The organism is Lactobacillus sp., from assembly GCF_014803895.1.
Map to the genome: position 1 here is coordinate 25,370 of NZ_JAAVAU010000030.1, position 24,872 is coordinate 50,241.

Sequence of the window (24,872 nt, forward strand, 5' to 3'; positions counted from 1 at the left end):
TATGTATCTATCGAGAGTTAAAATTGATACTAAGAATCGTCAAAAAATAAGTGATTTATCTCATTTGGGCGCTTATCATAATTGGATTGAGCAAAGTTTTCCTGATGAAATTAAAAATAAAGAAAGATTACGTCATTTATGGAGAATTGACTCAGTTGGTAATAAAAACTACCTTTTAGTATTAAGTAAAGAAAAGCCTGATTTAGATAAATTAGAAAAGTATGGCGTTGAAGGCACTGCTGCAACTAAAGATTATGATCAATTTCTTAATAATTTGATTGAAGGAAAAAGATATCGCTTTAGACTAACTGCCAATCCTACGCACCGCATTACTAATGCTACAACGGGTAAGTCAAGGGTGGTACCACACATCACGATTTTGCAACAAATAAACTGGCTTTTAGACCGGATGGATAAGCATGGCTTTGAAGTAGTTAAGTATAAGAATCTACATCCTTATCAAATAATTAAAAACAGAGAAGTATTAGATCAAAAAGAATACATCTATAAATTAGATGTTACTTCACGTGATTGGCCATTACTTCGTCGAAAAGGAAATAGTCGAGGAATGAAACTGAGCCGCGTAACCTTTGAAGGAGTTTTAGAGATTACTGACTTAGAAAAGTTTAAAGAGGCTCTTATTAATGGTATCGGTAGAGAGAAAGCATATGGCATGGGATTATTAACAGTAATTCCATTGGAAGATTAAAATGGAGAAAAATTTTGGAGCGAAAAAACCAGAGCTACAAGAGCTAGGTAGAGTTTCTGATAGAATAAGTTTTTTGTATTTAGAACACGCTCGAATTAATAGGCAAGATAGTGCGATTCAAGTTTCTGATAGTCAGGGAATTGTTAATATTCCGGTAGCGCTGTTAAGTGTTTTGTTGTTAGGGCCAGGTGTAGATGTTACCCATCGAGCTATGGAATTGATGGGAGATTCTGGGCTTGCAGTTGTGTGGGTAGGAGAATGGGGGGTTCGTCAGTATGCACATGGTTGTGCGCTTAATCATTCTTCACAATTACTCGAAGTGCAGGCAAAGCTAGTTTCTAATCGTAGAAGCCGCTTAGCTGTGGCAAGAAAAATGTATGAAATACGTTTTCCAGGTGAGGATTTTACTCATTTAACTATGCAACAGCTTCGAGGTAAAGAAGGTTCGCGGGTTAGAAAGATTTATCGAGAGCAATCTAAATTGACAGGTGTAGCCTGGACAAAGCGAGAATATAAGGTTGATAATTTTGAAGATGGTACAGCTATTAATAAAGCACTAACAGCAGCTCATCAGGCACTTTATGGATTAAGTTATAGTGTAATTGCTGCTTTGGGTGTTTCGCCAGGATTAGGATTTATTCATACAGGTCATGATTTATCCTTTGTGTATGATTTTGCGGATTTATACAAAGCAGATTATTCAATTCCAATTGCTTTTAAGACGACCGCTAAATATGGAGACCATGATATTGCGACTCACACTAGAATTGCGATGAGAGATGCATTTCGTAGTGGTAAATTACTTACTCAGATGGTTAAAGATTTAAAAAGTATTTTATTAGGGGATGCTGCTAAAGATAGTGAAGTAGTTCAAGTTTCTATGAGCTTATGGGATGATAGAGAAGGGTTGCAGAAGTTCGGCGTTCAGTATCATGAGGTAGAGTCATGATAGTTATTACCCTTACTAAAGTTCCAAAATCTTTGCGTGGAGATTTGACAAAATGGTGTCAAGAAGTTCAGAGTGGGGTCTATGTTGGAAACTTCAATGCACGAATTCGCGATTTATTGTGGGAGAGAATCCTATCTAACATAGGTAAAGGTGAGGCTACTTTAATTTATAGTACTAATAATGAATTAGGATATACCTTTAAAACTACACGAAAAGATAAAGAGATCATTGATTTTGATGGTATACCTTTGTTGAAGCAACTAAAAATGCAGCCGATTGCTCATGAATACGGTTTTAGTAAAGTGTCTCAGTATCATCAAGCTAGAAAATATAGAAAAAATGTAAGAATAGATAATATTTTTTCTTCGGTAGTATCAATTGATATAGAAACTACGGGATTAGATTTTTCAAAAGATGCCATACTATCTATTGGTGCAGTTAAGTATAGTCAGAAGAATAAAGATTATAAAAAATTTTATCGAATAATAAAATCAAATTGTAAGATTCCTAATGAAATTTCTAAACTAACTGGATTAACTCAAGCACTATTAGTTAGTGAAGGAGTTGGGATAGGGGATGCTTTAACTGATTTGAGAAAATTTATTGGAGATAAGTTAGTAATAGGATATAATCTATCTTTTGACTATAATTTTTTGGTTCGTGAATATAAAAAGTTGCATCGAAAAATTTTTATGAATGAGCTAAAAGATTTATTGCCGATAGTTAAAAAATCAAATATATTTTTAGATAATTATAAATTAAGTACAGTGTTAAGAGAATATAATATAACTAATCAGCATCCTCATCATGCGTTGTTTGATGCACGTGCTGTATTAGACTTATTGAAAAAACTAATTGAAAAGGGTAGAATCAACATTTAGGAAGGTTATAACAACGGGCTTTAATTACTGTATTCCCCACGAATGTGGGGGTGATCCCCGGAAAGCAGATTATTTTTAGTGAAAACAAAAGTATTCCCCACGAATGTGGGGGTGATCCCATTAGTAGGTAAGACTGCACCGCAATATAATAGTATTCCCCACGAATGTGGGGGTGATCCCAATAAAGCTATGCGTGGGCTTAGATACTGAAAGTATTCCCCACGAATGTGGGGGTGATCCCATTGTTTATACCGACAAAGCAGGCTGGAAAAAGTATTCCCCACGAATGTGGGGATGATCCCAAGCAATAACAATTAATTTACAAGTCCAAACAGTATTCCCCACGAATGTGGGGTCATTCTAGAGTAATTTATAATCTACATAGATTATAAAGACTAACCGAGGCATTCATTCCTTTAGTTAGTCTTTTTTGTTTTTAAATCTTTTTTCAGTAGTAATTTAATTAATAAAATATATGGTACAAAAGTAGTCACCCTAGGAGATTCATAAAATTTTAGAGTAACTTATTTTTTGTTGCTAACTTATAAAATTTATCTATTTTAGTATCTATCTAGGTGCATTATAGTAAGTGAAAGGAGGAAAAATAGGAATAGGTTGGAGGTGATAAAAGTGTTTTGGCACAGACCTAAGCCTAAAAAGAAAAAGGCTACAATTACCATTCACATTAGAATAAAATTGGTAATTGTAACCTTCGAATTAAACCAAACCATCACAAAGTGGTGGTAAATGAAAGGGGAGGGATTGAGGCTCCCTTCCTTTTCATACACAATTATAGCATGAAAGGATTATTAAGATGAAAAAATTAATATTTGAATACTCAAACAGTGAAACAAAAACCGAAGCTAAATTGTGGTTCTATCCTGTTCGGTTTTGGGTAATCACTATTTTAGCTTTGGTTGGCTTTATAGTTTGGAAAGTGTGGTTTTAATGGCTAAAATAACTGAGGCAAAGAAAAAAGCAAACAAAAAGTGGAATGATAAGAATAAAGATAAGAACACTTTGTATAATTATCGTTCAAAAACTAAGAAATTTATTTTGGAAATGGCTTCTAAAGATGATTTAGAAGATATAAAAAGATATGTACTTGAAAGAGAGGGAAGATTAAAGAGTAGTAAGACACAATTATAATTCTAAGGGATTAAGGGAGACCATCAGGGGACTAGTTCCCTGGTGGTCTTTTTTATGTATATTTTTTGGCATAATCTATTGTATTTTACTTCCTTATATGGCATTATATAAATGAAGGTTGAAAGAGAAAGGAGGTAAATAATTATGGAATGGAAAAGAGGTGAAAATATTGAAACTTTGGGCTTGGATAAAATCCAAAATAAAAAAGCCGGTCGAAGTAGAGATAGAGTTGCATTTGACTCTCTTCGTGATACCGACTTTAACAGTCCACTTCAAGTGGAAGTAATGGCAAGATGGGGAGGTTAAATCCCCTACTTGTTATACACAATTTTAACAAGCCTGTTTCAATAAGTAAATATGAAACGTTACAAATTCACAAAAACAATTAATGGAATTAAGTTTAAATTTGATTTAGACTTACGTCCTCGAGTTTTTATTTTTTTAATACTTGAACTAAGCATTTTGGGTTGGATAATCTCGAAGATACTATAATGAAAAAGAAAGAAATAATTATGAAAAATATTTTACAACAATACTTGGACCAACATAATGTAACCAGATATCAAGTTTATAAGGCTACAGGGATCGCTCAAACAACTTTATATAATGCGGTTGCACCAACTAAACCTTTATCAGGACAAACAGTGAAAGTGATAAGTGCAGTTGCTAAAACGTTGGGTAAGACACCGGGTGAAGTATTAGATGAATTAATTGAACTAGAAAAGTGATATAATAAAAGTTATATACGGAGTATAATAAAAAGCCTGCTAAATTTCAGCAGACTTTTTATTTTTGTTGCACGTTCAAAAGCGATAAATGTTGATGTATCAGTTGATTACAACGGTTATATAATACCTTGATTACGAACGCAAGTGGGGTCATCCTAGAGTAATTTGTAATCTATATAGATTATCAAGACTAACTGAGTGATTCTGATATGAACCCTAAAATTAGGACATATTATTGAGCACATCTTTCTTTTATGTAAGTATCTACTTCACGTTGTAATATTTTACATTCAATAAGCTTTTTGGCAAACTTTTCTCGTTCTTTTAATTCTTTTTGGAGTTCTGCTTTTGAATATTTATCTATAAAATAGCCAATTTCTGGTGGTCTATTGTTAGTAGTTAAAAGATTTAAACTATAACATAAACGATGAAAATAATTTCCTGAATCCTCAGCCAAACAAATCAAGTTATGACTCTAAGTAGTGATGATCCTTAATTAATATCATGTTAAGTTCTTGACTTAATGATATTAACTTTTAATATATTAATTTATTTACCACTACTTATGATTGTTGCATATTACGTAAAGCATCAGTCACAACTTTAGAAACATTAATTTTGTTTTTCTTAGCCCAATTATTTAAATTTTCTGGAATAGATACATTTCTTCTGACAGTTTTTATTTTGATTTAACCATTTATCCATATTCACAGGGACCCACATAATGAAATCATCCTTTTCAAGCTTCCATTTTCTAGGGTCTTGTACTTCTGGATATTCAGTATCAAAAATCATGGTGGCGATTGCATCTTCTGCATGTATCATCGCTTCTTGTAAACTGGTGCCATCGGTCACCATACCTTTAATATTAGGCGAAACAACGCTGAAATAATGTCCTGTTTCATCATTGCATTCTGTAACAATGACGGGATAGATAAGTTCCTTACTTTTTTCATTCATTAGATAATTTTAAAAGAATATGCCAAACAAACGAGTTGTAAAGTCGTTTAATTATAAATGATTCACTTTCTTTATTTATAAGACAAGTTTGTCATGCCTATTAAGTTTTGACTGAGCGTCTTGAATGATTATTGTTCCGTACGTTTGCTTAACTCTTCATCATACATCAAAATTTTTGCAATCTGGATGTAGAAGTTTTTTATGTCCATCACTTTTAGAAACTGATCTTTTAAGCATAATAAACCATTTTTAGTTTTGTTAGCGCATTCTTTTATTTCCTTTCCTTGATTTCTGTATAAATTATACAGAAAAGGCTATATCTAATGAAGAAAAGTACAAAATTTTTATACATAAAATATAAATAATATTTTTAACTTAATTTCATACATTACTTAAGATCCTCTGCACGATTTTTCATATAATTCATCAAATCTTTATTATTAGTAAAACCAGGAGTATTATCTTCAATTAAGCCCATATCTTTAGCTTCAGCTAAAAGAAGTGCTCTTTTAGTTTCTTTAGTAGGAGTATCGGAATTAGTGGTAAGAGAAAAGGGAATACCTTTTTGTTTAATAATTTGCTTAAAGTAGATTTTTATACTTGTTGAAACATCTAGACCTAATTCATCAAGTATTTTTTCACTTCATCATGATCTTTTTCGTTAGCGCGGTAACTATATGTATGTGACATAATAATACATCCTTTCTGTCTCTATAAATTTACTTTTATTATACTACGATATACATACATTGTATTTTTACTCTACTTAAACAAACATATTTTGAAGAAGGAATCGTTTCAATTTTTTCAATGAATTTCTTCTACTTTTATTTTTTTCTTGGTATATATTTATTTTATCTAATAAATTGCCTATAACTTTTTGTTCTTTATTAGATGGTATTTTAATCATAAATTTAGTAGAAAAATCTTTAACCACATGCGGAATATTAGGAGTGCGAAAATTAAAATAAATTTTATTTTGATTACTTTTTAAAAAATGATATAAGTAAGAACTTGAGTATTTAGGGAAATATGCTTTTAAAGTAGAATCTAAAGCATCTTCAATTCCACGATATACAGTACCGGATTTCGGGTGATGGGCTATGATTATTTAACTAATGATGACTTTAGAACTACACGTGTTGCTATTCAGGCTAAACGTTGGAATATAAATAATATGATTTCATCCCCTGAAATTGACAAATTTAGAGGATCAATGGATAAATTTAGGGCTGAATATGGTGTATTCATTACTACATCTTCTTTCACTAGAGAAGCAGTTAAAGCAGCCCGTTCAGGAACTAGAATTATAACCTTAATTGATGGCGAAAAGTTATTAGATTTAACTGCAAAGTACCAAGTATTTGTTACTCCTAAGACTATATACGAGTTGGATAAAACATTTTTTAAATAAAGTTAGTGATCAGAGCAGCAAACTAAGCCATTACTAGTAGGGCTATATTGAAGTTAATAACTAAGCTCTATGGGGATGGGTTATAGCTTCTGGATAAACTGATTAATCTAGAGTATGAGAACTAAATTAAGTCAAATAAAAACGGCCTACTGAATTTCAGTAGGCTTTTTATTGAATATAGTTTACACTAAATAAGTACAGTATGGTATAATTAACAAAGTTATGGAGAGTTGGCAGAGTGGTAATGCACCGGACTCGAAATCCGGCGAACCGGCTTATACCGGCGCGCAGGTTCAAATCCTGTACTCTCCTTTTATAAAATTAAGATGTCGCTTAGCTCTAGGACTTAGCGGCATCTTTTTTGCTTTCCACAGAATAAAATTTACTAGCCATTAAAATGTGGCTTCATTTTTCATTTGTTCATAGCGTTCAGCTAAACTCATGTAGTAGTAAGGTTGGCTATAGACATGTGACAAACTTAATGTTACTACTGCTAATAATTTCCATGGCAAAAAGCTGATGATTAACTGCATATTTTCTTTCAGCCATGGCTTAGATATTTGAAAACTACGTCTAAGTACTTCAAAACTTGTTAGTTTAGGTTCATCAATAATTAATAAGAATATAGAAAAGAATAGTGATTCATACATTACATCTCCTAGATACCAAAGGATAATACTCAATAGTGTAAGCATTATTAATATAGGCTTGGTAAGAAATTGATTAATAATGAGACGATAATCAAAGGTAGAAAGTGTATGATGGTGTAAAAACCATATAAATATTGGTTTTGTTTGAAAGAGAAGAATGCTAATAGTTATTAAAGCAGGTATTAAGAAGCAGATACGAATAATTAAAGAATATGAGCTAAGCTTAAATATTTTTTCCCATGGAATTATATGACCATTTGTTAATTTATTTTCTTTTGTAAGATAAACTGCGAGACGCATAGCATTTTTGATTACTAGATATAGAAACATTAAGGGGAGGGCCAAAAATAAGGCAATTTTTTTGCTAATCTTGATTAGAACTCCAAATAATAAAATAAAGATCATTAAGATAATCATCTTATCCCAATTGCCATGTAACGACTGTTTGGCTTTCTTTTTATCATTAGACACTTTTTGATTTCCCATTGCTTATAAAATAACCTTTCATAATTATAATTACTAATAATTTTAGCATGGAAGATACTAAAAACGGTGATAGGTAGCTTTTTAACATAAGACAATAAAACCCTCTTACATAAATTTTACTGTAGGAGGGTTTTATTACGTTAAATTATCGATGACTTTTTGGCATTTTTTTGCGTTGTGAAAATAATTCTAAGATCAATTTAAATAAACCATAGACTACTAAAAAGATACCAACGAGTACAATAGTTTTTGTATTAAAGGAGTTGGGACTGATGATAATCATAATTCCTGCCGCAAAAGCTAGCAAACCTTCAATTGTATCAACAATCTTTTTGAAAATGAATGATGATCTTTTTAAAATAACCTGACGTAATTTTATATAGGCAAAGCCAATAAGGAAAATGCCTAAGACATAATGAGCTAAAAAGCCCAGTAATTTATTATTAGAAATAATGCCAATCGATAAGGCAAAAACTATCAAATATGAAATAATGAAAAAACGTTTTTGCTGAGTTTTAAATTTTGAAGTAGCAATATCTAAAATATGACTAGCACTCCAAAAAATTCCAAATAGTGAAGCTAGAAAACCAAATGAGCGATATGAATAGTTAGGGAAAGTTAGATTGATAACCCCTAAAATAATCATCCCCCAACCAATCAACGATTCTCGTGTAATGAAGAGTCGATCGAGATGTAAACCACGAATGCTAGACCAAATTGTGTGCCATAAACTACCTAAAACAAATCGCGTTCTACGAGAAGAATCAGTTAAGGAAAAGAGTATAGCACCAAAACCACCAAAGCCATTTTTATTTAATTCAGTTATTTTTTCGGATCCGCTGGCAGCTAGAGCACCAAATAAATCATTAGTTAATGATTCGCGTTCTTCTGGTGTAGCTTCTTCAATCCATTTATTAATCATTTGATTATAGATAACGGATTGTGGGTTGCGATGTTTACTAGTGACAAATTTGGAACTTTCTACTTCCCAGCTTAATGGATCGTGTTGAGCTAATTGTGTTCGATTAGAAACAACAATAGTAGCATCTTCGCCTTCTTCAGGCTCAAATAAGCGGCCAATAATACTGAATTCAGGGACATATCGTTTGATTTTCGTATGTACTTCATCGACTCGTTTACTTAGTCCTGGACTATCATAGGTATAAACGGCTGCTATTTTATTTTTTAAATTTGTAGGCAAGTTTAATGCAGCAAATTCTGCCAAATTTCCACCTTTAGAGTGTCCAACTAAAGTATATAATGTATCATCGTGAGAAATAATCTTTTGTACATATGATAAAGCAGCTGCTTGAGCTGCAGTAGTTTTAAAACTAATCTCGAAATCTTCTTTCCAGCCGACAATTGTGTCATCAGTTCCACGAAAAGCAAGATAATGTGTATTATCAGAAAGCCTAATTTTGATTGCGCTAAATTGAGTTTCATGAGTCAAAGTCTCTATATAAAAAGAGAGTTTAGCATCAGAGAAACGCTTAGACTGGGACATTAGTTTGAGTAATTCTTTTTGTCCTGGACTATTCTTGCGAAGTTGACCAGTTTTAAAATATTCTTGTGCAGCATCTTTGAGTGTAATTTCTTTATTATTATTGGAAACGATGCCTTTAAAATCTATATATGATAAAACAGCAAATACTAGCCCATCAACTTCTCCAAATGGGAGTGCATTAAGACTAATATCTCCACGCCATTTGATATAGGATAAAATATTATTTGTATTGTCCATATTTGTTATCCATCCTTTACTCTCATCTTTATTTTACCGCTTCTGGTGGGTAAGCTGCTACTTTTAGTTTATAAATGAATTGATTTAAAGTACACATAAACTCGGGTTGATTAGTTATGAATCAAAATTTAATTATTGTGAAGTGTGAATAATTGAATCATCTATTTTAATGTTTAGAGTTAAATATTATCTGCTAAAATTGTAAAATTTTTAAAAATATAAAATTAACAATTCTTAAACTTTTTATTGTTGCCATCTAAGTAATTGATAGCCTATAATATAAGCGTTGAATAAATTTTTTGCGATATTCGGAGGAATTCAACATTGAAGAAAAACGAAAAGAAACTTAGATTTTCAATTAGAAAATTAGCTGTTGGTGCAGCTTCAGTTGCTATCGGTGCAACCTTACTTGGCGTAGCTAGTCAAAACCAAGAAGTTCAAGCTGCTGATACTACTGCAACTACTTCGACTACTTCAAGCCAAGATTCTCTTAAAATTGAGAATATGACAGTGCATATGACTGATGCAGAATTTGCCAAAATTAATGATGATGGCTTTTTCAATGAAAACAGCACTAATGCTCAAATTGTGACTGATTTTGCAAAACAAGTTCAAACTGCAAATCCTGGTTATGAAGTAACTGCCGAAGCTGAACAGGGTGAAGTTATCGTTAAAAAAGATGGCACTACTGTTAAAACTATTAAAGTTGCAGAATACTTAGTAAATGCAGGTACACTTGCTACTACTACTAAATTCGTAACTCCAAATACTAGTGATGAGTTATTCGTTCCTGTTAAGGTTAAAAGTCTAACTTCATTAACTACGAGCGAATTTAGTCAAGTAGAAAAATTGATCAAGTCTTTGAACTCTAATGTTGAATCTGTTACTCAATCTGGTACTAAAGCAATTATTAAGTTTACTGATGGTTCAACTAAGAATCTTTCTAATAAGACTTTAGTAAACGAAGGTTGGATTAGTACTTTTAACAGAACTGGTAGTTTAAACACTTCTGCAACTACGGTTCGTCTTTCAGATGAAAAAGTTGTTGTAAAAGACGCTAAGAATTTAACTGATGAAGAAAAAGCTCAAGTAATTGAAAGCCTTGAAAATGCTAACAGTGGCCTTTCTGATAAAGCAACTATTAAGGTTTCCGATGACGGCTATGTCAGAGTTACTTTCAATACTACCCAAGGTGGTTTTACTTGGTTACAACCTAGTGATGTTATAACTACTGATACAACCACTAAGGTTAATGGTACTGTTAAGGTAAAGACGAATACTCGTTTGTATACTGAAGCTGGTAAAATTACCAAAACTACTGTAAAGAAAAATAGTAGTTGGAAGACTACTTCTAAGAAGATAATGAATGGTAAGACTTATTACCGAATTGATTCTAATAAGATGTGGATTCCAGCTTCTAGGGTAACATTTACTGCTACTAAGACAGCTGCTACTGTTAAGGTTACTTATAAATCTGCTAAGAACACAGTAACTATCAAGGATGGTATTACTAAAGTTTCACTTTATGACCATAACTTGAAGAAAGTTACTACTACTAAATCCGGTTCCACATTCTATACCACAATGGTAAGAATGGAAAATGGAAAGATTGTTGCTTACCGTTACAAGACTAACCAATGGATTAAAGTTAGCGATATTGCAAAAGTAGCTGCAGGTAAGACATCAACTACTTCTACTACTAAAACTACTTATCCTGCATATGCTGCAACTGTAGTACTTAAAGATGATGCGAAAAAGAAAGTATCACTTTATGATTACAAGTTAAGTAAGGTTACTGCTACACTTTCAAATGTTTCATACGTATATACTACTAATGTTAAGAAAGTAAATGGTAAAGTTGTTGCTTACCGTTACAAGACTAATCAATGGATTAAAGTTGAAGATGTAGCTAGTGCAACTGCTGGTCACAAGAAGCCTACTATTAGTTCTACTTCTTCAAAGACCACTTCAACTGAAACTACTACTACTAAGAAAACAACTACTAAAACCAGTAGTACAACTAAGTCACCTAAGATGACTGCATCCAAGGAAACTTGGAAAGTGGGTTACAAGAACGTTCAAGCTTACTTAATGGACGCTTCTGGTAAAAAAACTAAAAACATTGCATATGGTAAAAAGGTTAACGCTGTAGCTGTTGGTACTATTAATGGCCAACGTGCTTGGAAGCTAAGTGATGGTAGCTACATTTATGCTAAGTACCTTGTACCTGTAAAGTAATTATTAATTAAATTGTTCATAACTAAACTAATATTTTTATCAAAATATAAGCCAAATAGTTATTTTGTTTTATGAAAGTAAAGTTATGCTTTAATACGAAAAGGCGATATTTGAAGGGTATTGCTCGAGGTGAATTTTTCGATATTAAATTTACGTAAAAAAGTTAATTTTATCGACAAAAAGCAATATAATTATCAATAAGAAATACATTTAATTTCGATCTTGGAAAATTTCACGAAAATTTATTAGTTTTTGTAAGTTTCTATAGCTGCAAATCTAATGAAGTTTCTTGAATCTGACATGTTCAGGGAAGAGAACGACTTTAAATTGTATAATAAAATATAAGAAAGCTGGAATTTATCTAGAGGGTAAACAGCTTTTTTATTTTAATTAAAAACCACCTACTTCAATTGAAGTAGGTGGTTTTTTTAATTGAATGGGTTATAAAAACGACCAGAATTAATTCTAAATAAAATGATAACAATTAAAATAAGAATAAATGCTAATGTAATTGTTAAATAATCAGCTAATTTAAAGGATTGTGTCACATACCAGGTTCGTTTTTTCTTTGAGCCAAAACGGCGTAGCTGCATAGCAGTACTAATAACATCAATTTTATCTAGACTTGAAAAAATTAGTGGCATTACAATATTTAAAGTACCATGAATTCTTTGGCTAAGATGAGCTTTTTTAGAAAGTTCATTACCTCGAGCTTGTTGAGCTGCTGAGATAGACCAATAAGAACTTTGAATATTAGGGATATAACGTAAAGCTAGAGATATAGAATAAGCAATTTTATAAGAAACACCAATTTTATTCAAGCTAGCCGCAAATTGGCTCGGATTAGTTGTGAGTAAGAATAAAAGAACTAATGGAATAGAACAGATATACTTTAAGATAACATTTAGTAAATAAAACAACTCTTGAGCGGTTAAGGTAAAGTATCCGGCACTGATTAGTACAGTTTTAGAATGATAAAGAGTTTGACCATAAGTGGGTTGAAAGATAAAGACAGCAATAATATTAATTAAAGCAAAAATCATAATGAATTTTATAATGAAAGAAATTTGAGACCATTTAATTTTTGCAATTTTTAATAAAATTAATGAAAAGATACAGATTACTAATAAAAATCTTGTGTCAAAAGTTATCATACAAGAGATAGATACTAATAGTAGAAAAATCAATTTGGTTGTAGCATTAAGCCCATGAATAAAGCTGTTTCCAGGTTGATAACCTAAAATTTGTTCATCGTGCATTGTGAACCTCCTAAAGATTTTAGTACTCGCTTTTAATATAAGCTTCGACAAATTGATTTGGATCAGGTAATTGATAATATTGAGCTAAATTAAATAGACTTGTGCGTTTAAGTGAAGCTTTCTGTACTAGTTCAATATTTGTTAAAAGATTAAGTGGGGTTGTGTCTGCAATTAATTCCCCCTTAGCAAATGCTAAAGACCGATTAGTGTATTCCATCATTAAATGCATATCATGAGTAATAATCATAATAGTCTTACCTTGTTGATTAAGCTCTCTTAAGAATTTCATTATTTCTGTGTAGGTTTTCCAATCTTGACCAGCAGTTGGTTCATCAAGAATAAGTAAGTCAGGTTCTAATACTAAAATAGCGGCAATAGTGACTCGCTTTTTTTGACCAAAACTTAAAGCTGAAATTGGCCAATGTCGAAAAGGATAAAGACCACATACTTTTAAAGTACTAATGACACGTTTTTTAATTTCATCTTCACTTATGTTTCTTAAGCGCAGCCCCAATGCTACTTCATCAAAAATCATTTTTTGTGAAATCATTTGATTGGGATCTTGCATTACGTAACCAATTTTTTCTGCTCGTTCTTTAATAGAAAGATTGGCAAGATTTTGACCTTTAAAAGTAATATTACCTGAATAGGGAATAAACCCACAAATTGTCCGACAAAGTGTAGTTTTTCCAGCCCCATTTTGTCCAACTATTGAGATGAAATCTCCTTGGTTAATAGTGGCGGAAATATCATGTAAGGGATAAGATTGAGTTTTACTGTAGCGGTGACCAACTTGATTAAGTACAAGTAAAGAATTTTTCTTTTTATGAGTAGTATTTTTAAAGTTAGAATGAGCCCAGTTTTGTAATTTACTACTTATTTGAGGATTTTTAGGTAATGCTAAAATATTATCTAGTTTGTCAATTTTCCTTAAGTCTACTCCTGCTTTTTCCATTGCAGTAAGATATAGGGGAGGTCGAACTCCTGCTTTTTCTAGGTTATTGGTGTGCAATAATTTGTTAGGAGAAGTATCAGAGATAATTTTCCCATCATCTACTAGTACTATTCGATCGACCGGCTGAGTTAAAACTTCTTCAAGGCGATGTTCGATAATAATTACGGTAGCATTTAATTCCCGCTGGATTGAGTTAATAACTGCCATTGTTTTTTCACCAGCTGCAGGATCTAAATTAGCTAAAGGTTCATCAAATAAAAGAATAGGAGATTCGTCAACTAAAACCCCAGCGAGGGCAACTATTTGTTTTTGACCGCCTGAGAGAGCTTGCGGAGATTGATGCAAAAGATTGGTAATATTCAATTTTTTAGCCCATTTTTTAATAGTTTCCTTCATCTTATCTTGATTTTTACAATCATTTTCAAGTGAAAAGGCAATATCTTCACCAACTGTCAGACCAATAAATTGGCTATCAGAATCTTGTAAAATAGTTGAGGTAGTAAAAGAAAGATCAAAAATTGATGTTTGCGTTATATTTTTACCATTAATAGTGCAAGTTCCTTTTATTTCTCCCTCGTCAATTTCTGGAATAAGGCCATTTAAACATTTCCCAATTGTGGATTTGCCACTTCCAGAGGGACCAGCAATTAAGATTTTTTCGCCAGGCTGAATAGCTAGATTAATATGTTTAAGCGTAGGTTCAGCTTGACTTACATATTTAAAAGAAAAGTCTTTAAATTCAATAATTGGTTTATTCATTTTAATATTCTTTCTTTAAACTTCCTTTTTTTATTTTAGTACCAGCGTATGCTTTTAATAGAATAGTTCCCAAAATTAACGTAGAAATTGAGTTAACTATTGTAGCACTAATTCCTTGCAAAAATACTTTATTAGCGGGTTCACTATAAATTAAAATATCACCAATTGGTGCAATTACTAGCCAACTGAAGGCATTCGCAAAAACTTGAACAATATTGAAAAAAATTATTTGTTTAGGAGAAAAAATACCATTTTTTAAATCAAGAAATTTATTACCATAAATTCCGACTACAAAACCTAGCATACCAGTGGCTAATACCCAGCTCCACCAAGTTTGTCCGTACATTAGAAAATCAGAGAGGGTGTGACCAATAAAACCTACGCTAAAACCAACTTTAGGCCCATAAATCGTAGCTAGTAGAACTAAAAATGGGTAAACAATTTCAATATTTGTATTAGGAATTCCTGTTGGAATAGAAGTAAAACGAGCTAAAATAACATAGATAGCAGTTCCTATACCAATGGCAACAACATTACGTACTGAAGTTGAGGTTTTTGTTTTATTCATTTTAAAATCTCTTTCGTTATTCTATTGATAAACTCAATTTAGAGAAAATTTTCTCATTCGTCAAGGAGTCTAATTAATGTAAACGGATACTGGGCTAAAAAGGTTATCAGATAGATAAAATTTGTTTATAATAGTCGTTCAGGACATAAAACATGGTAAGATTAAAACTATAATTATGAAGAGGTGATACAATGAAAAAATTAATATTTTTTACAAGCACGATTTTAATTTCTTTTGGTCTCACAGGATGTAGTCAAAATAATTCGTCATCTACTTCAACCACTTCTAATCAAAGTTCCAAAAAATCAAATACTTCTACTAAGAAAGTAGCACAGGCTCCAACTAAGCAGTCTAATAAAACAAGTTCTACAACTTCTTCTACGAAGTCAAAGACTTTATGGTCTAAATCAAAATCAAAGCAGTTACAAAAAGTAGTCAAAGAATGGAGTTCTGCAGCTGATCAAACTTATCGGGAATATACGGGTCATGGTTCAATTAAAACTGTTGGTGGTGTCACTTATCCCGAAGCTTTTGGACATAAGAAATTCTCAATTGATAACCATCAATCAATTGATATTGGTTGGAGTCCGGAAGGTAAAAATAAGTATGAGTATAATGTAGTAGCTATTTATAATCGTAATGTAAAGAGTAATGGCTGGCATACAACCTATTTGTTCTGTCTACATAAAGGAAAGCCAGTAGTCTTAGTTGACTCTACTACCAATGTTGAAGTTATCCCATTAACTGTTAATACAGATGAAAACTTGAATGAAGGATTTGCAAAAATTATAAATGAAAAATAAGAATGAGGCAGAATTTATGACAAAAGAATTATTTGATTCAGTTGCAATTAAGCGTGCATTAACAAGAATTACGTATGAAATTATTGAAAGAAATAAGGGTACAGAAAATTTAGTTTTAGTAGGTATCAAGACTCGTGGAATCTATTTAGCTCAAAGAATTGCAAAGAGGATTTATGAACTAGAAGGAGTAGAAATTCCAGTTGGTACCTTGGATATTACTTTATATCGTGATGATCGTCATGATGCATCTCGTCATCAAGATCCAGTCGTTAAATCTGAAAAAGTTGGAGTAGAAATTGATGATAAAAATGTTGTCTTAGTCGATGATGTTATGTATACTGGCCGTACAATACGAGCAGCGATGGATGCATTAATGGATGAAGGTCGTCCTAAAAGAATTAGTGTCGCAGTGCTTGTTGATAGAGGACATCGTGAACTTCCGATTAAAGCGGATTATGTTGGTAAAAATATTCCTACCTCACTTAATGAACAAGTAGCAGTACAAGTGACTGAAATTGATGGTAAGGATAATATTGAATTAAAAAAATTGAATTGAATAAATAGTATTTATTAATAAAAAAATCAGATGAGCGGTATTTTTGATAAAACGTGCTAATCTGATTTTTTTAGTTATAATTAAATTTATTTTTTAGCGACTTTGGCTAAATTTTCGTAATTTTGGGTAATCCACTTCAAATAAGTAGTGCCGTTTGGCATGGTTTCTCTAACTGAAAGGATAGGTATATTCTTAGCTTGAGCTTTTTTGATAAAACTGGAAACAGTTGAACTTTCTACTTGAGTATTATTCACAAAGAAAGCAATCTTTTTACCAGCAATATCTTTGTTCATCTTGTTGATGACTTGTGGTGTTGGATCTGTCCCCTTTTCGATTGCATCTTCGAAATCTTTATCGCCAATTTTGAATCCAGTAGCTGATAATGCATAATCAAAAACAGGTTCACTTACAAAAACAGGCTTGCTGTTTTTGCCATTGATTTTATTAGCAATAGTTTGAACTTTGTGAATTTTAGCAATATATTTTTTGCCATTTTCTTTATAGTAAGAAGCATGTTTCTTATCTAATTTAGAAAGTTGTTCAACTAAATAGTTGGTATATTGAACAGGCATATTTAAATCATACCAAATATGGGGATTAGCATTACTTTTAAGTTTCATGATATCATTCCCCACTTTAATGACTTTTTTACCACTCGCATCAGCTAATTTGTCAAGCCAACTATCATAGCCTAAACCGTTAGCTACAATAATATCAGCATTTTGAATATTTTTAGCATCACTAGTTTTAGGCTCAAAATCATGTGGATCTACATCGCCTGTAACAATGGCTTGAGCATTACCGTATTTACCAACAATATTATTCGCAATATCCGCATAAATATTGGTACTAGTTACAATAGAGATTTTATTATCCTTTGAAGATTTTGAGGAGGTGGAATTAGAATTACCACAGCCTGTAAGGATAACTAAAACTAGCGCTAAAATTGAAAATAAACTAAATAATTTTTTCTTATTCATAAATATATGAAATCTCCTTTAAAATTTGATTTAGCTATTATCTAAATCATATCAGAATACATGAAATATTAATATTAGTCAATAATATTAATTGTTTCATATTATAAATGAGAACAATTTTTGTAGATTTATAAAAGTTTATTATAATTATGATAGGATTAATATGTAAAGAAAATTTAATTAGGAGAAAGTAATATGAAAAAGGTAATTTTATTAGGTGCAATGGCTTTAGCTCTGTCTGCTACTATGGCAGGGTGTGGGCAAGTTAAAGTATCTAATGATGGAAATAATATTATTGTTGGTAAAGATAAAAAATCTACTGAAAAGAGTAGTGAAAAGTCTACTGAAAAAAGTCAAGCAGCTGCTCAATCGAAGAAGTTAGAAAAAGAGCTCAAAGAAAAACAAACTAAAGAAGAACAAGAACAAGCTAAGGTAACGTGGACTGAAAAAAAGGACGCACACTTAACTGATGCAATGAGAGCGTTGGGGAAAAAGCGTAAGGTAACCTATACTAAATATGATGGCAAAAATGCTCTAAAAGTTGCAAATACTCGTATTTATCCGGATACTTTCAAAAAAGATAAGTTTTATTTAAATGGTAAAAAGATCAGTATTGGTTGGAGTCCTCAAGGTGGGGATACTTATAGTTACAAGGTACTTTCAATCTATAATCGTGACTTAGGCAGTGGTAAGCATGCGACTTATTTATTCTGTCTACATGATAAAAAGCCTGTTGTTTTAGTTGATAGTGCTGTTAAAAGCGGTAATATCACTTTAACTAAGAGTACGGATAAAGACTTAAATAAGAACTTTACGGATGTTATGAATGGTGACGTTTAATAAGATTTGCTTGAATTAACCACTTGAAGGTCTTATGATAGTCGTGTCAGAAGAATTATTAAAAGATAAGTAGTTTTTACTTTTAAGAAAGAAGTAGTTTTTATGGAAATTACACTTTGGTTAGATTATGCTTGTCCATATTGTTATGTAGATTTTACACGTTTACAGGAAGTAATTAAGGATTCAGAATTAAGTAATATTAAGATTAATCTTCATGCTGCACAAATTGATAAAGATGCACCACAACGTGCTGAAGATACAACTGGTAACTTATTAGCTAAGCAAGAAAATTTATCTAAAGCTGAAGTAGATAAAAGATTTGAATCCATTAAAAAGCTTGGTGAATCAGCTAATTTAGATATTAAGTATGCTGATACTCTTAATACTAATACTATGGATGCTCACCGTTTGGTGCAATGGGTTGAGCATGATAAAAAAGATAATGAAAAGGCAATCAAGCTGGCTAACTTATTATTTAAAGCTTATTTTACAGAAAATCGCGAATTAGCTAATCATGAAGTATTAATTGATCGGGCAGTAAAAGTTGGACTTGATCATGATGAAGTTGAAAAATTTCTTAATACTAACGAATATCGTGATTTAGTTATTGAACAAGAAAATATATTAAGTGATAAAGGAATTAATTCAGTACCTTTTATGATAATAAATGGTAAGGAATTTAAAGATGTGCAGGAATCTGAAACTTTAAAGAGAATTATTAATAGTGCTTATTATAAACAAGCATAATATAAATTTAAAAGAGCTATGGTATATGGATACAATACCAGTAGCTCTTTATTAGTTGCATTTATTTAATTATTTAGTATAAATATTGAACATCAACTTATTAAAATAGGCATAAGATTTCGAATAATTACTAAAAGAATCGGAATGCAAATACCTTTTGCAATTTGATGATTATAAGAAAAGTAGCTCAGACAAAAAGTAGAGAAGAGTAGTAAAAGAATTAAAAAGGTTGAAATGGTTCCGAATGCTAAGGTAAAAGTTATTAAATGAATTAAGAGAATTCCAAGGAAATATTGGGCTAAGTAAGGAGAAAGTTTAGTTATTTTGCTTTTAAACGCTAGAGTGCGAAAAATAATAAAATTGTTTACTGATGAGAAAGTAGTACTTGCTAACAAAATACTTAACCAGTCAAAGATAAATATTAAGCCGTTAAGAGACCTTAACAGAAGAGTTTTGTTATACCAACCATAAGTTATTAAAAATAAAGTTCTATTTGAAAGAGATTGAGTTATTTTTACTTCGATCAAAAAGATAGCCAAAAAAAGAGTAAAAGAAAAATAAACTTTATTAATTTTCATTTACAAGTACTCCGTCACTTAACTTATAAAAGTGAGTATAAGGTATTTCATGAATTTCATCGTGACTAGCAACAATAATAGTTTTATTTTCTTTTTTTAATTTTTTAAGTAGAGAAGCAAATTGATGAATGCTATCAGGATCTAGTCCACGAGTAGGTTCGTCAAATAAAATAAGGTTTTGATCTTCCATAACGGCTTGGATAATACCAATTTTTTGCCGCATACCAATAGAATATTTTCGAATAGCTTGTCGATCATCTGGATCTAAATAAAAAAATTCTAAAAGTTGTCGAACTGTACTGTCATTATAGTTGTGTCGTAGATTAGCTAAAAATTGAAGATTGGATAATCCTGTTTCATATTCTAAAAAACCAGGATTTTCAATTAAAGCCCCAATATAGGTGTTATTATCAAACGTTATACTGCCACTATCTGCTTTAAGCAAGCCTGTAATAATTTTAAAAATGGTAGATTTTCCCGAGCCATTACGACCGGCGATATGGATTAACTGTCCTGGCTTAGTGGTTAGATTAATATCTTTAAGAACCTGTTTATTTTTAAATGATTTTTGAAGATTTGAAATTTGCATAAAGAGCCTTTCTATTAAATATAAATATGGTGCATAGCACGCCAAAGAGGATCAAAATACTTACTATAGTGAATAATTAAGTAATTAGTTTCAAGAGTTTGATGATAGAAAATATTAATAAAGAGAATTAATAATAGCCAAATAACTGGATATTTTGAATTATAAATTAAAATTAGCCCCCAAGTTAAAATAGCCAAGATAATAAAATGAAGAATAATAATCAAGCTGCCATAAATTGGATTTCCATATTTAAAGGCAAGAGAATTAGTAAGAATAAACGGTAAAAATAGTCCGAGAATAAATAAAATTAAATTGGTACCTACAGATAAGCAAAGTTGATAGATGAATAAGGATTGCATTTTGCGAACAATAATTAGGGAACGAATTTTTTTGAAATAAAATATTTCCCAAGCAACTAAAAGTAGGAAGAACGTCTGATAATAAGTTGAAAGTCCATGTTGATGAATAAATAGATAGGGTAAATCATTACTTGCTCTGGTCAGAAAAATAAAAAGTCCAAAAATAATTCCTAATATTAATGAAAATACTGCAAAGGTTATAAATGTTCTTTTAATTTTTGCCATATTTAAGTCTCCGTTTTTTCCAGATAACAGCTAGAACAAGAGCTAAACAAATATAAAATACAGCCGAAAGGATGAATTGAAGATAATAATTTATTGGGTATGCTAGACCATAAAAGGTGGTAAAACCGGGAGATACTAATGCTTCTGGAAAGAGAGTGCCACTAATAACCATAACTAGAGAGTTCCGATTTCCAAAAACTGAAATTAATAAGGTAATAATTAAGAAAAAGAGAAATCCACTAGGAATAGAAAAAATTATCTTTGGAATATATAAGTTCAGAGCAAAAATAAACATTGAATAAATTCTCCAACCTAACGCGTTTAAAGCGATAAGAGAAACTACTTCGATTAATGTATTATTTGAAAAAGAAGGGGCACCAACTTCTTTAAAATAACCATTAACAGAATAGTTAATTCCTGAAAGAGTTAAGTTAACAAAAATAATTTCATAAATACTGGTAAAAAGGGAAAGTAAAAATCCACCTAGAAATGAAGAAAGAAGCCCTTTCTTTAAGTATTTTGAATAGGATATTCTTTGGGGTAAAAAATTAAATGTGGCGTTGTCTTTTTGATAAATATAAAAGAGTGAGCCAAAAAGTGGGATAATTATGAAACTTACAATAGTATAGATAAGGCCTGGTGTAGTAAAAGGAGGATCTTGTGAAAGTTGGATGTGTACAAATGAATTCAATCCTTGGAAAGGATTGGTTCTATTTAGTTTTCTAATTTGAACTAATAAAGAATGTTCTTCTTGCCAGTAACTGAATAGGTAAAAATTAAGGGTAATAAAATAAATAGAAAAAAGAAGGGCTAAAATTCTTTTAGTATTTTTGAGCATAGTTTTGTCCTTTAAAGTAATAAAGAAGGAAATAAATTCCTTCTTTTATTTATTATCTGCACTAAAATGGAGTTTTACATGGGTGAGGTTTGGTTATATAAATGATTTTTTATTTTCATTGTCATTTAATTCCTTTCAAAAATAGTAAAATTATTTACCTAACAAGGATACCTCAAATTTATCTTTAAAAAAGAAATTGGCGCAAGTTGCCATATTTTTGGCATATTCGTTAATTTTTTAAATTAGGTTTTTAACAATTTTTTGATAGCGAAAGGAATAAGGAACAATATTCTTATTAGGAAAGGTAATTGTTCTATGTTTTAAATTTATATCGGAGATATTTTTAGAATTGATGAGATAAGATTGAGAAACTTTTGTCAGAGAAGGATAAATTCTCGCAATATTTTTAATACTTTCTCTAAAATAAGAAGAACCATTTTTAGTAATTAAGGCTAAATTGTGGGAGTTTTGAATAGTAGAAATATAATAAATATTATCAAGAGGAATTTTATAGACGTGGCTCCCAATGTTATATGTAAAAGTTTCTTTTTCTACTTGAGAAAATTGAAGGAGATTGTCTTTAGCTTGTGTTAAAGTTTCAGTAATACGCTCTTGAAATTTCGTTGCAGGCAGATTCTTTAATATATAATCTAAAGCATTAATTCTGCGTTGATAGGTTAAAAATGCAAAATGTTGATGAGAAGTTACAAAAATTATTTGCCCATTTTGGTCAATCGAGTGAATTTGCTCAGCTAAATCTAGACCATTTTTTTCTTGTTGAAGTTCAATATCAAGAAAGTAAATATTATTTTGAATTTTGTGTGTAGAAATATAATTCAGCAACTCAGAATAATTGGTCTTAGTATTAAAAATGTTAAAGTTTTGTTGGTCATCAGATAGGATAATTGTAGATTGTTTAACAGCATCAGTTACTTCGTTGAGATAAGCAGGATTATCATCGCAAACAAAAATATTAAATTGTTGCATTGAGGGAACCTCCTAACTGCTAAAAATTGTAAGTGTAAAAGTAAACCAACCATTTTTTAGGCTGTAATGGAAAGAAAGATGATTGCTATTTTTGACAATATCTACCACATTGGCTAATCCTAAGCCCGTATGCCCTGTTTTAGTTGTAATACCCTGCTTAGTAAGCTTAGAAACATCTTTTTGCATAGTAGCCCTATTTTTAATAGTAATTTCAATTTCATCAGAATTACCTTGATAAATCATTGTTTTAATTTCAAAATTTTTACCTAATCTTTTAAGGTTTAGACTTTCTTCAATTGCATTGTTATAGCCAATTCCTACTATTCTCAGTAAATCAAATGTATTAATAGTACTAGGAAAGTTAATAGGAATAACACATTCAAAAGTATATGGAATTTTCATCTTATAAATTTGATTGAACTTTTCTAAGATTAAACTTTTAAGATAAGGATTTGAAACATTGTTCAACTCGGAAATATTTAAACTATTTGTCGAAAGTTGGTTAGCTGAGTATACTTCAAATTTACTTAGAATATTTTTGAAGTTATTAGAATCTATATCATGTGCTAGCCCTTTAAGCAAATCTTGATAATCATGTTTAAAAGCTCGTAATTTATCTTGCTCGATTTTAAGTGTTTGTAAGTAAATATCTAAGTTTTTGTTTTCTCTTTCTAATTGTTGAGTTGCCTCCTTTTTTTGATAGTAGCGCAGTAAAAAGATTAAAAAGATAAATTGAAAAAGAATAAAAATTAAAACAGTAGATTTAGAAAAATTTTCTACTAGAAGCAAAGTAACAAAAGAAAAAATAATTAAAGAAAGTAAATAATAGTCATTATTTTTAGTGAGAAATTTGGTGAAATTAAAGTGGTATGTTACCCAAGCTAGTATAAAAATTACTAGAAGATAAAAAAGTACTGAAAAGTAGAGGAAGGAAAAGATTTTATAATCTTCTAGTTCGCCTAAAGTTGAGTCGACTGCTAGCGAAAGAAAATTGGTTAATACAACTGTTGTTAGAGTTTGTAAAGGACCAAATTTTTTTTGTAAAAAATCCAGAAACTAAAAATTTCAAGGATTGTTACAATCAGAGTGATAGGCATCCCGAAATCTTGTAAGATAAATAAAATGGGAAAAGTAATAAAAAAGAAAATAATATCTGAAAGATAAAATTTTCTTTTATTGTTTAAGGCATAGAAGATGATGTAATCAAATAATAAACCGCATAATTCATAGGCTCCCACTTCTAGTCCGTTAGTTGATAAATCTACCATTTAATAAAATGTCTCCGATTTCCTTTACCCCTTTTAACTACAAAAGAAACAAACGGATTAAAAAATAATAATTCAAAAATATTCATTGTTACTTGAAACCTCCAAAAAATATATTTTTTAGTGTAACATAGATAGAAATACCAAAAAAGACGATTAATATTCAATATTAAGTGCAAGTTATAACAAGTTTGTACTCCTGACTTGAAAAAAGTTATGAACTGTAATCTACAGACTATAATCTATGGTGAATTGGCTAGTCGTATTCATTTAACCATTTAATTAGTAGCCTAATATAATGATCACGTTCTTGTACAAAAGGCATATGACCACAACCTGCAAATAACTCCCAAGAACTATTTGCTAGATGGTCATTCATGGTTTTTGCGACTAAGGGGGTACATAAATCATCTGTTCCATTAGTAATCAAAGTAGGGAGTGTAATATTTTTTAATTTATCGGTATATTCATAGTTGGATAAATTTCCTTCGGGAGTATATTCGTTGGGACCCCAAGCAGTAGTATAAGCAATAGTACCACCTTTTTTCTTTCGTAAGACGGGTTCGGGCAGATTTGAGGTCATTTTAATTACATGCTGACTCATAAAATGTTTGTTTGCTTTTTGATAGGCTTCACTAGAAAAGTTATGATTTCTTTCA

The 24,872-nt window shown here is 30.9% G+C and carries 25 protein-coding genes, 1 tRNA gene, 4 pseudogenes and 1 CRISPR repeat array; of the genes and pseudogenes, 13 read left to right on the top strand and 17 right to left on the bottom strand.

Features of this window, described 5'->3' with window-relative positions; translation table 11 throughout:
- The first annotated feature begins 1 nt into the window (after position 1).
- From cas6e to HDR40_RS08535, 6 genes are all read left to right on the top strand, one after another.
- Complete coding sequence (gene cas6e / locus HDR40_RS08510) at positions 2–709, top strand: type I-E CRISPR-associated protein Cas6/Cse3/CasE (RefSeq protein ID WP_290627506.1); 708 nt, start codon at positions 2–4, stop codon at positions 707–709.
- Between the two features lies 1 nt (position 710).
- The gene (cas1e, locus tag HDR40_RS08515) at positions 711–1,658 is read left to right on the top strand and encodes a type I-E CRISPR-associated endonuclease Cas1e (protein WP_290627508.1); all 948 of its coding nucleotides are present in this window, start codon (positions 711–713) and stop codon (positions 1,656–1,658) included.
- Positions 1,655–2,539: a type I-E CRISPR-associated endoribonuclease Cas2e gene (cas2e, locus tag HDR40_RS08520; RefSeq protein ID WP_290627509.1), complete on the top strand. Its 885-nt coding sequence runs from the start codon at positions 1,655–1,657 to the stop codon at positions 2,537–2,539. The genes cas1e and cas2e overlap by 4 nt, the downstream gene beginning before the upstream one ends.
- A gap of 28 nt (positions 2,540–2,567) precedes the next feature.
- A CRISPR array of direct repeats spans positions 2,568–2,894; the repeat unit is 22 nt; unit sequence AGTATTCCCCACGAATGTGGGG.
- 593 nt (positions 2,895–3,487) lie between these two features.
- Positions 3,488–3,688: a hypothetical protein gene (locus HDR40_RS08525; protein ID WP_290628225.1), complete on the top strand. Its 201-nt coding sequence runs from the start codon at positions 3,488–3,490 to the stop codon at positions 3,686–3,688.
- 144 nt (positions 3,689–3,832) lie between these two features.
- Complete coding sequence (locus HDR40_RS08530) at positions 3,833–3,994, top strand: hypothetical protein (protein ID WP_290628079.1); 162 nt, start codon at positions 3,833–3,835, stop codon at positions 3,992–3,994.
- Positions 3,995–4,179: 185 nt separating this feature from the next.
- Positions 4,180–4,416 carry a helix-turn-helix domain-containing protein gene (locus HDR40_RS08535; RefSeq protein WP_290628081.1) on the top strand — a complete coding sequence of 79 codons (237 nt, stop codon included), beginning with the start codon at positions 4,180–4,182 and terminating at the stop codon, positions 4,414–4,416.
- Between the two features lie 232 nt (positions 4,417–4,648).
- Here the strand turns inward: HDR40_RS08535 and HDR40_RS08540 are convergent, their stop codons facing one another.
- The 4 genes and pseudogenes from HDR40_RS08540 to HDR40_RS09955 form a co-directional block, all read right to left on the bottom strand.
- Positions 4,649–4,873, bottom strand: coding sequence for a hypothetical protein (locus HDR40_RS08540; RefSeq protein ID WP_290625315.1), 225 nt, complete (start codon positions 4,871–4,873; stop codon positions 4,649–4,651).
- Between the two features lie 106 nt (positions 4,874–4,979).
- Positions 4,980–5,376: pseudogene (locus tag HDR40_RS08545) on the bottom strand (type II toxin-antitoxin system HicB family antitoxin).
- A 580-nt stretch (positions 5,377–5,956) separates the two neighbouring features.
- Positions 5,957–6,010 (bottom strand): annotated as a pseudogene (locus tag HDR40_RS09950) (hypothetical protein); the annotation flags it as partial.
- A 132-nt stretch (positions 6,011–6,142) separates the two neighbouring features.
- Positions 6,143–6,487 carry a restriction endonuclease subunit S gene (locus HDR40_RS09955; RefSeq protein WP_365936799.1) on the bottom strand — a complete coding sequence of 115 codons (345 nt, stop codon included), beginning with the start codon at positions 6,485–6,487 and terminating at the stop codon, positions 6,143–6,145.
- Between HDR40_RS09955 and HDR40_RS08550 the strand changes: the two are divergent.
- Together HDR40_RS08550 and HDR40_RS08555 are read left to right on the top strand one after the other, a co-directional pair.
- A pseudogene (locus HDR40_RS08550) lies at positions 6,473–6,790 on the top strand (restriction endonuclease); the annotation flags it as partial. The gene HDR40_RS09955 and the pseudogene HDR40_RS08550 sit on opposite strands and share 15 nt — an antisense overlap.
- 224 nt (positions 6,791–7,014) lie before the next feature.
- A tRNA-Ser gene (locus HDR40_RS08555) sits at positions 7,015–7,102 on the top strand.
- Between the two features lie 80 nt (positions 7,103–7,182).
- Here the strand turns inward: HDR40_RS08555 and HDR40_RS08560 are convergent.
- Positions 7,183–7,911, bottom strand: coding sequence for a DUF975 family protein (locus HDR40_RS08560; RefSeq protein WP_290625317.1), 729 nt, complete (start codon positions 7,909–7,911; stop codon positions 7,183–7,185).
- A 160-nt stretch (positions 7,912–8,071) separates the two neighbouring features.
- Positions 8,072–9,667 carry an Mbeg1-like protein gene (locus HDR40_RS08565; protein WP_290625319.1) on the bottom strand — a complete coding sequence of 532 codons (1,596 nt, stop codon included), beginning with the start codon at positions 9,665–9,667 and terminating at the stop codon, positions 8,072–8,074.
- A 324-nt stretch (positions 9,668–9,991) separates the two neighbouring features.
- Between HDR40_RS08565 and HDR40_RS08570 the strand changes: the two genes are divergently transcribed.
- Entirely contained in the window at positions 9,992–11,905 is a 1,914-nt protein-coding gene (locus HDR40_RS08570) for a YSIRK-type signal peptide-containing protein (protein WP_290625321.1), read from the top strand.
- Positions 11,906–12,333: 428 nt separating this feature from the next.
- On the opposite strand, the gene HDR40_RS08575 is transcribed toward HDR40_RS08570, so the two are convergent.
- From HDR40_RS08575 to HDR40_RS08585, 3 genes are read right to left on the bottom strand one after another with little or no spacing between them, the layout of a single operon-like run.
- Entirely contained in the window at positions 12,334–13,164 is an 831-nt protein-coding gene (locus HDR40_RS08575) for an energy-coupling factor transporter transmembrane component T (RefSeq protein ID WP_290625323.1), read from the bottom strand.
- 19 nt (positions 13,165–13,183) lie between these two features.
- Positions 13,184–14,878 carry an ABC transporter ATP-binding protein gene (locus HDR40_RS08580; RefSeq protein ID WP_290625325.1) on the bottom strand — a complete coding sequence of 565 codons (1,695 nt, stop codon included), beginning with the start codon at positions 14,876–14,878 and terminating at the stop codon, positions 13,184–13,186.
- Between the two features lies 1 nt (position 14,879).
- Positions 14,880–15,446: an ECF-type riboflavin transporter substrate-binding protein gene (locus tag HDR40_RS08585; RefSeq protein WP_290625327.1), complete on the bottom strand. Its 567-nt coding sequence runs from the start codon at positions 15,444–15,446 to the stop codon at positions 14,880–14,882.
- 191 nt (positions 15,447–15,637) lie between these two features.
- On the opposite strand from HDR40_RS08585, the gene HDR40_RS08590 reads away from it, so the two are divergent.
- Entirely contained in the window at positions 15,638–16,249 is a 612-nt protein-coding gene (locus HDR40_RS08590; protein WP_290625329.1) for a DUF4767 domain-containing protein, read from the top strand.
- A 16-nt stretch (positions 16,250–16,265) separates the two neighbouring features.
- A complete protein-coding gene (gene pyrR / locus HDR40_RS08595; RefSeq protein ID WP_290625331.1) occupies positions 16,266–16,805 on the top strand; it encodes a bifunctional pyr operon transcriptional regulator/uracil phosphoribosyltransferase PyrR in 540 nt (179 codons plus the stop codon).
- A gap of 86 nt (positions 16,806–16,891) precedes the next feature.
- Here pyrR and HDR40_RS08600 read toward each other — a convergent pair whose 3' ends face one another.
- A complete protein-coding gene (locus tag HDR40_RS08600; RefSeq protein ID WP_290625333.1) occupies positions 16,892–17,785 on the bottom strand; it encodes a zinc ABC transporter substrate-binding protein in 894 nt (297 codons plus the stop codon).
- A gap of 195 nt (positions 17,786–17,980) precedes the next feature.
- On the opposite strand from HDR40_RS08600, the gene HDR40_RS08605 reads away from it, so the two are divergent.
- Both HDR40_RS08605 and HDR40_RS08610 read left to right on the top strand, forming a co-directional pair.
- The gene (locus tag HDR40_RS08605; RefSeq protein WP_290625335.1) at positions 17,981–18,625 is read left to right on the top strand and encodes a DUF4767 domain-containing protein; all 645 of its coding nucleotides are present in this window, start codon (positions 17,981–17,983) and stop codon (positions 18,623–18,625) included.
- Between the two features lie 102 nt (positions 18,626–18,727).
- On the top strand, positions 18,728–19,372 hold the full coding sequence (locus HDR40_RS08610) for a DsbA family oxidoreductase (protein WP_290625337.1): 645 nt from the start codon (positions 18,728–18,730) through the stop codon (positions 19,370–19,372).
- Between the two features lie 92 nt (positions 19,373–19,464).
- Here HDR40_RS08610 and HDR40_RS08615 read toward each other — a convergent pair whose 3' ends face one another.
- From HDR40_RS08615 to HDR40_RS08645, 7 genes and pseudogenes are all read right to left on the bottom strand, one after another.
- Positions 19,465–19,950, bottom strand: coding sequence for a hypothetical protein (locus HDR40_RS08615; protein WP_290625339.1), 486 nt, complete (start codon positions 19,948–19,950; stop codon positions 19,465–19,467).
- Positions 19,940–20,539, bottom strand: a complete 600-nt coding sequence (locus HDR40_RS08620; RefSeq protein ID WP_290625341.1) for an ATP-binding cassette domain-containing protein — start codon at positions 20,537–20,539, stop codon at positions 19,940–19,942. The genes HDR40_RS08615 and HDR40_RS08620 overlap by 11 nt, the downstream gene beginning before the upstream one ends.
- A 14-nt stretch (positions 20,540–20,553) precedes the next feature.
- Positions 20,554–21,123: a hypothetical protein gene (locus tag HDR40_RS08625; protein WP_290625343.1), complete on the bottom strand. Its 570-nt coding sequence runs from the start codon at positions 21,121–21,123 to the stop codon at positions 20,554–20,556.
- Positions 21,110–21,961: a hypothetical protein gene (locus HDR40_RS08630; protein ID WP_290625345.1), complete on the bottom strand. Its 852-nt coding sequence runs from the start codon at positions 21,959–21,961 to the stop codon at positions 21,110–21,112. Before HDR40_RS08630 ends, HDR40_RS08625 begins: the two co-directional genes overlap by 14 nt.
- Before the next feature lie 237 nt (positions 21,962–22,198).
- Entirely contained in the window at positions 22,199–22,948 is a 750-nt protein-coding gene (locus HDR40_RS08635; RefSeq protein WP_290625347.1) for a response regulator transcription factor, read from the bottom strand.
- A gap of 12 nt (positions 22,949–22,960) precedes the next feature.
- Positions 22,961–23,737 carry a GHKL domain-containing protein gene (locus HDR40_RS08640; protein WP_290625349.1) on the bottom strand — a complete coding sequence of 259 codons (777 nt, stop codon included), beginning with the start codon at positions 23,735–23,737 and terminating at the stop codon, positions 22,961–22,963.
- A 732-nt stretch (positions 23,738–24,469) separates the two neighbouring features.
- Positions 24,470–24,872 (bottom strand): annotated as a pseudogene (locus tag HDR40_RS08645) (alpha/beta hydrolase); the annotation flags it as partial.